The organism is Gordonia sp. i37 (assembly GCF_002043085.1).
GTDB classification, from domain to species: Bacteria; Actinomycetota; Actinomycetes; order Mycobacteriales; family Mycobacteriaceae; genus Gordonia; species Gordonia polyisoprenivorans.
In genome coordinates this window covers 1-4,014 of record NZ_MVPX01000615.1, presented here as the reverse complement: position 1 = coordinate 4,014, position 4,014 = coordinate 1, and the positions used below count along the sequence as shown (strand labels likewise).

General features: G+C 60.3%; 4 protein-coding genes. 1 reads left to right on the top strand and 3 read right to left on the bottom strand.

Annotation, left to right across the window (positions count from 1 at the left end):
* Positions 1-2,053, top strand: a 2,053-nt coding sequence (locus tag B1964_RS30235; protein WP_216354302.1) for a hypothetical protein, incomplete at its 5' end; no start/stop codon positions are given.
* Between the two features lie 494 nt (positions 2,054-2,547).
* On the opposite strand, the gene B1964_RS30605 is transcribed toward B1964_RS30235, so the two are convergent.
* The 3 genes from B1964_RS30605 to B1964_RS30600 all read right to left on the bottom strand — a co-directional run bounded on the left by B1964_RS30605 (position 2,548) and on the right by B1964_RS30600 (position 3,660).
* Positions 2,548-2,712, bottom strand: coding sequence for a hypothetical protein (locus tag B1964_RS30605; RefSeq protein ID WP_172399005.1), 165 nt, complete (start codon positions 2,710-2,712; stop codon positions 2,548-2,550).
* 158 nt (positions 2,713-2,870) lie between these two features.
* On the bottom strand, positions 2,871-3,173 hold the full coding sequence (locus tag B1964_RS31625; protein ID WP_139765947.1) for a helix-turn-helix domain-containing protein: 303 nt from the start codon (positions 3,171-3,173) through the stop codon (positions 2,871-2,873).
* 346 nt (positions 3,174-3,519) lie between these two features.
* A complete protein-coding gene (locus B1964_RS30600; protein WP_172399004.1) occupies positions 3,520-3,660 on the bottom strand; it encodes a hypothetical protein in 141 nt (46 codons plus the stop codon).
* Positions 3,661-4,014: the final 354 nt, after the last annotated feature.

Sequence of the window (4,014 nt, the reverse complement as noted above, 5' to 3'; positions counted from 1 at the left end):
CTGCCACTCAGACAGGGCATTTCGTCTACCCCTCACCGCCCGAACAGATACAAATCGGTGGATCGAGGTTAAGGTCTCCACGATGCAGCATCATGGTGAGGATGAGATCATTGCTGCCCACCCACAATTCGGCGGGCGACTAGGGCTGGCTGTTGCGGACCGCCTCGGGTACCGGTCACCACCAGCGGAGAAGGTTCACCAATTGTCGTCGAACGACGAAATAAATTGCCACAGTTGGCTTCTGGCTAAATCCCAGATCGCAGCATTCAGCGCGTTACCGTCGACCGCAACTGATCCCGTATGCAGTCGAGAGCCATCCTCGACGGAGAGAGAGTACTGGGAAGCTACAGAGTTCCAACTCGTAAGGGTTTCGGACGGTCACGATCCAGATCCCAGCCGCCTCATCGTGTTTGGCGATTCAGCTGAGGATTACTGTCTGGCGATGATCTGGAATCGTTTGTACGGGAACGCAACATGGATTGCGACCGAATGGTTGGATAGCCCACATCGAACTCTGATTCTTGGGACGCTGCGAGACGATCTCGGGCTGGATCATCCAGATACCTCGAAGAGATGGATAGCAACATCAGCATCCTTGAGACCCGACGACATCGCTACTGTCCGTGATGACCTAGTGAGCTCCGACGGTCGGTTCCTGTACTCCCCTACGCCACAGGTCTCCTCCGCGATGGTTGCGGTCGACGGGCGAGATGTTGACCTTCAGTTTCCCCACGCAGCAAAATGGCACCTCGGGATTTCGGACCAATTCACATCAGGTTCGGCATATCCCTTCTTCATCAGCGCAACGGGGTCGGCAACGATGGCGGTACCAGTCACGACTCCACTGGTCGCGGACCCGCACCTCCGCGACACCACCGGCATGTCGTGGCAAGTTGATGTGCTCTTCGCTGACGAGGCAATGCCACCCGCACGGCCGCTCCTACAAAAGTCCTTACTGCACCCAGACGAAAGCCCGTTGTCGACCTGGGTGAGGAGCTCGCGAAACGGCATCTCGTTCGAGTCCTCGTCATATGGATTCGTGCATGCCGGAGCTCTTCCTGAAGACCGCCTCGCCCGACCACGCCTCCGGTCGCTGAGCCTCTTCGATTGGGCCGCAGCCCGTTCGGAGGCCCTCGACTATCGGATACAGGTATCACCAGCGGGGCGACGAGCTCGTCTGCTATCGGAGTTGATGGAGTCGAGATCACGACTCATCGACGTGGTATGCGGGGACCTACATGCCATGTACGGATACCTTCTTCCCGATGGCGCGAAGTCGACACCGGAGAGGTACGGCACGATAGAAGGCTGCCTCGTCGGGAGACGGGTCGGGTACTTGACTTTCCGCGGCATTCTCCAGGTCACCGGACTCGACGAAGGTGTGGCCAGAGAACAACTCGACGAACTCTTAGTACGTGGCCTTGTCCGGCGTGGACTCATCCTGAGGTGCGCGGTGTGTGAGGATCTTGCATTCCACGCAGTCGACGATCTGGGCCAATCGAATCGCTGCACGAGGTGCGCCGCTCACAGTCAGCTCACCGGGCAGCGGTGGCGTTCACCCAAAGGTGAGCCACACTGGTATTACGGCTTGCACGCTGTCGCGTTCGACCTCATAGCTGACAACGGAGACGTACCGCTGCTGCTGTCAAAGTACCTGCGTGGGAGGGCTCTGCGCCCTCAACGATACGCGGACTGCGACGAGTTCGAAGTCATCTCCGAGGCCGGGAGCAAAGTGGCCGAGGCGGACCTACTCGCCACCATAGACGGCAATCTGGTTGTCGCCGAGGCCAAACGAACCTCGAAGCTTGATGGATCACGTAGTGCATTGAACAGCACGGCCCGGAAAAGGGCTGAGCTGGCCCGTCTCTACGAATGCGACGAACTTGCGCTCGCAACCACCGAACACTCCTGGACATCGGCAAGCGTCAAAGCAGTCGTCCATGCCCTTCGTCATGCGACTTGGACGAGGTACCCCGCTCCACGGCTCAGACTAATCACCAATCTCAGCGCTGCAATGAGCAACGTCGGTGACGACTACATTCGGATCGACTAGCCGCGGCAGGGCGCTGTCCCTGACAATCCAGACTCCCCCTTTCTCCCCCGCCGCCGATATCGCGCCGATAATGTCGCGTTACGTCAGCCTCGATCTGTCGCGTTACGTCAGCCTCGATCTGGAAACATACCTCGACACTCCCACGTCGGGGACACCGTGTCCTCGGCGGGCGTGGTCGCCGTGTCGCGGATCATGGCCGGTGTGGTGGGGCCTCGGATTGAGTCCGGACGAGTCCTCGCGACTGTGGACAGCGTGGGCGTCGGCGCCTCCCCGGACCCTGGAATCGGTAGCCGACCATCCCGGTCGGTCCCGGTGATGGTGGGCGATAAGCGATCAGGGGCCGGAGAAGGCCCTTGAATGGGGTTGCTCCGCTCACGCACCCCTCTTGATTTCGAAATATACTGTCTTCCAACGTATTTCCGGCAAGTGAGAATATTATGTCAACCTGACGATGGGTAGACTTCACCCCCAGAAGTGTCGAGGTGCATTTTTCGCTAGCTCTGCTTCTTGGCTTTGATGATCCGGACTGCGCGCTTACACGCCTTGTCCGACATCAGGGGCCAAGCGTGGACCACGAACTTGGTGCATGCGGTGATGACTGCATACACAGCGATGCCGAGGCCGCCGTACAGAGGAGCGTGCGCGATGATGAAGTCCATCAGGCGCCTCCTCCACTTCTGGGTGGGTCTTGCCGCCGACGAGATCGCCGGCGGCAAGCACCGCAGCGAGGGCGCTGCGGAGCCTTGTGTGTCGACTCCCTTGCGGAGTCCGGTGAGGGCACGAGCGCGTCAGGGTCCCGTGCGCCGAAGTTACGAGTTCAGATCCAGATGTGCCGTTCGGTGCGCGCCCGATGGATGGCGACGACGTTTCCTACCCGGAACATGTTGTTGCGTCCCGCGCGTCGGCTTGGGGCGAGATGTCCTCGATCGACCCAGGCGCGGACCGTCGAGGGTGCGACGCCGAGAAGCCGGGCGACTTCGGTGGTGGTTATTTCGCGGTTGTGGTAGGTCGCGGGTATGTCGAGCTGAGGAAACGCGGGAGCAACGTTGCGCCGAGTCCTGGTGTGCGCTCGAACTCTGCGGAGATCGTCAATGTCGTAGAGTGCGGCTCGACCGCGCATCCCCTGCTTGCTCAGATAGCCGCGCGACGCCCATTGGCGGACAGTCTCTGGCGCCACCCCGACCAGCGCTGTGGCTTCAATAGCGGTAACCAGTCGCGACTGGTCCATAGCCCCTCCCCTACCGGTGCGACTACTCGATGGTGATTCCCGGCCGCGGTCGCCCGGCGTCACCAAGTGTGACACTGCAACAGTTTGGGGACATAGTGACGGGATACGTGTCGCAAATTGGCGCAGGTCAGGGCATAAAAAAACCCCCAGACACTGTCTGAGGGAATCCATCTTTGGACATAACTCTTCCGCCTGCACCAGTGTTACACGTAGCAGCGATTCCTGTCAATCCGTCAATCTAGGTTTCGAGAGGCCGCTCGGTGTCGCCAGTTCGCGCGTTGAACGCCTCGACGGCGCAGGCCCAGCCGGCAAAAGACTCATGCCATTCGAGGCAGACAAGGACCTGGCCGTCAGGAGTGGACGTGATCGCTTCGCGCATCGTGCTCTCGTCGAGCCACACTGCAAGTACCGGTCCAGCGGTCCGCCCAGAATGGCTGCGATAGGAGCTGACGGTGCCAGCCGCGGAGAGGGCGCGGATTACCGGGTGGCCATCGGTGGGGAGCCTGGCATTTTGCAAGAGAGTCAGTCGCTGCTCAAGGTGGTCGGCGTTGTCGCTGACCCATTCGAGGAGCCGTTCGTTGGCTGCGTCATCGGGGTCTCCACCGGGAATCTAAGCACCGCGGTGGTGAATGTTGGCGCGCACGGGTAAGACCCTATCGCTGCTTAGCCTCGATCCACCGATCGGCTTTTGAGGTGTGATGAAAGGTGTTGAGCATGTTCAGGCCGGTGATGG

What these genes read in the sequence shown, in the direction of transcription:
- B1964_RS30605 (WP_172399005.1), bottom strand. Translation starts at nt 2,712, where the DNA reads ATGGACTTCATCATCGCGCACGCTCCTCTGTACGGCGGCCTCGGCATC.
- B1964_RS31625 (WP_139765947.1), bottom strand. Translation starts at nt 3,173, where the DNA reads ATGCGCGGTCGAGCCGCACTCTACGACATTGACGATCTCCGCAGAGTT.
- B1964_RS30600 (WP_172399004.1), bottom strand. Translation starts at nt 3,660, where the DNA reads ATGCGCGAAGCGATCACGTCCACTCCTGACGGCCAGGTCCTTGTCTGC.